Annotated in this window: 4 protein-coding genes and 1 pseudogene; all 5 read left to right on the top strand. The window is 63.7% G+C overall.

Annotation, left to right across the window (positions count from 1 at the left end):
• A pseudogene (locus CHB77_RS17835) lies at positions 1-238 on the top strand (transposase); the annotation flags it as partial.
• A 182-nt stretch (positions 239-420) separates the two neighbouring features.
• Positions 421-1,029, top strand: a complete 609-nt coding sequence (locus CHB77_RS17830) for an HdeD family acid-resistance protein (protein WP_198143212.1) — start codon at positions 421-423, stop codon at positions 1,027-1,029.
• 63 nt (positions 1,030-1,092) lie between these two features.
• On the top strand, positions 1,093-2,133 hold the full coding sequence (locus CHB77_RS17825; RefSeq protein ID WP_035715050.1) for a patatin-like phospholipase family protein: 1,041 nt from the start codon (positions 1,093-1,095) through the stop codon (positions 2,131-2,133).
• 1 nt (position 2,134) lies between these two features.
• A complete protein-coding gene (locus CHB77_RS17820; RefSeq protein ID WP_089389466.1) occupies positions 2,135-3,571 on the top strand; it encodes a GntP family permease in 1,437 nt (478 codons plus the stop codon).
• Positions 3,572-3,600: 29 nt separating this feature from the next.
• Positions 3,601-3,816 carry a hypothetical protein gene (locus CHB77_RS17815; RefSeq protein ID WP_089389465.1) on the top strand — a complete coding sequence of 72 codons (216 nt, stop codon included), beginning with the start codon at positions 3,601-3,603 and terminating at the stop codon, positions 3,814-3,816.
• The last annotated feature ends 38 nt before the right edge of the window (positions 3,817-3,854 follow it).

The raw sequence follows: 3,854 nt of genomic DNA, 5'->3' as shown, positions 1-3,854 counted from the left end.
TTCACCCGCCTCGATCCGTCGCAATGGAAATCCGCACGGACCACCAACGCCATTGAGCGTCTGAACGAGGAGTTCCGCCGCCGCATCAAGACCCATACCGTGCTGCCCTGCGCTGAAACCGTGCCGATGCTGCTCTGGGCGCTCCTGGCGTCAGGGCCAGATCCAGATGCGAAAAGTCGATGGCTGGGAAACCCTTTCTCAGCCTCTCGTGCCGATGTCTCTTGACCTCGCGGCCTGACCGGAGCCAACGTTACATGCTCGGAGCGCGCTGCTCGCCAATTTCCACCACATTCGCGACACGACCGGCGATGAAAAATTGATTGTCTGGCATGGGCTTCACGGTCCTGTGCCAATTTTGATCCATATCCGGCCCTGCGGGTCGGGGAAGGCAACACCCGCTGCCCGGCGGGAAGCACCCTGTTGAACAAGGAAGTCAATGCCATGCCGATCAGTCTTGCCGCCGCTGCACAGACCTACCGCGAAGCCGCGCGCGATGCGGTGCGCCGCCATTCGACCTTCCACCTGGTACAGGCGGCGCTGCTGGTCGTCGCGGGGATCGTCGCCATCGTCTTCCCGGCCTTTTCTTCGGCTGCTGCCGTCGTGGTGTTCGGCTGGCTGCTGATCGCCAGCGGCATCATTCAGGCCATCGGCCTGATCAGCGCACGCCATGCGCCGAACTTCTGGCTGCAGATCATCTCGGCCATACTTGGTGTGTTGCTGGGCATTCTGCTCTTGCGCAACATCGCGCAGGGGATGCTGCTGCTGTCGCTTCTGCTGATCATCTTCTTCATGATCGAGGGGATGTCGAAGGTTGTCTTCGCATTGACGATCCGTCCCTTGCCCAACTGGCTTTGGGTTTTTGCCAGCGGGGTGCTCTCGGTCGTGCTGTCGCTTGTGCTTTTTGCCGCGATGCCGGTCACTGCGCTGTGGCTGATCGGGCTGATGCTGGGGCTCGACCTCATCGCCATTGGCGCGGCCCTTGGTGCGATGGCGTGGAGGCTTCGCGGGCAAGCGGTGCCCGCCGCCTGATCCCCTAGGGCGCCCGGCTTCGGGCGCCATTTTCTTGCAATGAATTGACTGAAAGGCGCCGAAATGGCCAGCAACCCGAAATCGCAGACGCGAAAAACCCTTCCCATCGACCTCGCCTTGCAGGGGGGCGGTTCGCATGGGGCGTTTACATGGGGCGTTCTGGACCGCATCCTCGAGGAAGACTGGTTCGAGATCGATGGCATTTCCGGCACCTCGGCCGGCGCCATGAACGCGGCAATCCTGGCGGCCGGCATGGCCACCGGCGGGCGGCAGACCGCGCGTGAGATGCTGACCGCCTTCTGGCGCCGGACGGCCGATGCCGCGCGCTTCAGCCCGTTCAAGCGCGGGCCGCTGGAGGTCCTGACGGGCAAATGGACGCTGGACAACTCGCCCGCCTTCATCGCCATGGATCTGATGGCGCGGCTGATCTCGCCCTATTCGCTGGGTGGGGCGGCAGGGAACCCGCTGCGCGACATCCTGACAGACCTGATCGATTTCGACGCGCTGGCGACCGGGCCGGTCAAGCTGTTCATCACGGCAACCAATGTGCACACCGGGCAAGGCAGGGTGTTCCGCAAGCATGAGGTGACGGCCGATGTGCTGCTCGCCTCGGCCTGCCTGCCATCGATGTTCCAGGCCATCGAGATCGACGGCGTGCCCTATTGGGACGGCGGCTATGCGGGCAACCCGACGATGACGCCGCTCGTGCGTGAATGTGAAAGCCTCGATACCGTTCTGGTGCAGATCAACCCGGTCGAGCGGCGCGAGACGCCGCGCACCGCGCGCGAGATCGCAAGCCGCCTGAACGAGATCTCTTTCAACGCCCAGCTACTGAAAGAGTTGCGGATGATGGCGCTGCTGCGCCGTGTCATCGACCCCGGCAATGGCGAGGCGCGGTACTGGAAAGAGATGCGCCTGCATCGCATCACCTCGGACATCATGGTGGACCTTGGACATTCCTCGAAGCTGAATGCCGAATGGGACTTCCTGAAGATGCTCTTCGACGAAGGGCGCCGCGCCGCCGAGGATTTCGGCCGCACCCATATTCAGGACATCGGGGTGCGTTCGACCTTCGATATCGACGCGCTGGCGGACGAGCTCTGACATGCTGGGTCTGCTGGGTATTCTGTTGGGCCTTGCCCTGATCATGGTGCTTGCGTTCCGCAGTTGGACAATCCTGCTGCTGGCGCCTTTGGCTGCTGCGGTGGCGGCGCTTTTTTCCGGTCAGCCGATGCTGGCGCACTGGACGCAGACCTTCATGCCTGCGGCGGCGGGGTTTGTGGCGCAGTTCTTTCCGCTTTTCCTGCTGGGCGCATTGTTCGGCAAGCTGATGGACGACAGCGGATCGGTTTCAGCGATCGCCGATTACATGACGCGCCGGCTCGGCCCCTCGCGGGCGATCCTTGCCGTGGTGGCTGCGGGCGCGATGGTCACCTATGGCGGTGTCAGCCTGTTTGTGGCGTTCTTCGTTCTGGCGCCAATGGGGCAGGCGCTGTTCAAGGCGGGAAGCGTGCCGCGCAGGCTGCTTCCGGCGGCACTCGCGCTTGGAACCTCGACCTTCACCATGTCGGCCATGCCGGGAACGCCTGCGATCCAGAACGCGATTCCGATGCCGTTCTTTGGTACCACCCCCTTTGCCGCACCTGGGCTTGGCATCATAGCCAGCATCATCATGGCGGCCATCGGCCTGGGCTGGCTTTCCTTCCGCGAACGTCAGGCCAAGGCGCGGGGCGAGGGTTATGGCGCGGCCGAAAAAGGCTCCGCCGTCTCGCGCGAGCTGGCCAGCACCGCACGCGAGTTTGACCCTGCCGAGATCAGCCGCGCCGGATCCTGGGGCGGGCGGCCACCGATCGGCCTGGCCATTCTGCCGCTGGTTCTGGTTGTCGTGGTCAACCTGATCCTGACGCAGTTCGTGCTGCCCAGCATGGATTTCGATTTCCTCTCGCAGCCCGCATGGGGCGAAACCACCCTGTCGGCTGTCGGCGGGGTCTGGTCGGTGGCGCTTGCGCTTCTGGTCGCCTGCATCGTGCTGGTTGCCATGAACCGGCGCCGCTTTCGCAATCTGCGCGAAAGCATCGACTCGGGCGCGACGGCCGCAGTACTTCCGATCATGAGCGTGGCAAGCCTTGTGGGGTTCGGCGCGGTCGTGGCGGCTCTGCCTGCGTTCGAGATGGTGCGGGACTGGGTTCTGGGCATCGGAGGCGGGCCGCTCGTGTCACTGGCGATAGCGACGAACATCCTTGCCGCGTTGACCGGATCGGCTTCGGGCGGGATGACCATTGCGCTGCAGGCCCTTGGCCCCACCTTCATGCAGATCGCGTCAGACACAGGGCTGGACCCTGCGCTGATGCACCGGGTGGCCGTGATCGCCTCGGGTACGCTGGACAGCTTGCCGCATAATGGCGCGGTGGTCACGATGCTTGCGGTCTGTGGCTGCACGCATCGCGAAAGCTATCTGGACATCGTCATGGCCGCCATTGTCAGCGCGCTTGTTGCCCTTGTGGCCGTGATCGTGCTTGGCACAGCCTTCGGTTCCTTCTAACCCGATAGGGACAGAGCTTCGGGATCGTCATGACACAGCCCACGCCGACCGCCGCACCACCGGCCCTTTTGAACATCACGCTGGGCGTCATGCTGGCGCTGATGCTGGGGTGGTTCTTCCACATCGCCTCGGGCGTTCTGGTGCCAATGGTGCTGGGGCTGATGATCTCTTATGTGGTCATGGCGGTGGGTCGTGTCTCGGAAGTGGTAGAAATTGGATGGCGGCGTAATCTCCGGGTGAACTGACACCCACCCAGCCGGCGGCTGCAACCGCCAGGGAGATC

It is taken from the genome of Paracoccus sediminis, from assembly GCF_900188295.1.
Classification (GTDB): domain Bacteria; phylum Pseudomonadota; class Alphaproteobacteria; order Rhodobacterales; family Rhodobacteraceae; genus Paracoccus; species Paracoccus sediminis.
The sequence above is the reverse complement of the archived record's forward strand: the minus strand, read 5'-3'. Positions and strand labels throughout refer to the sequence as shown.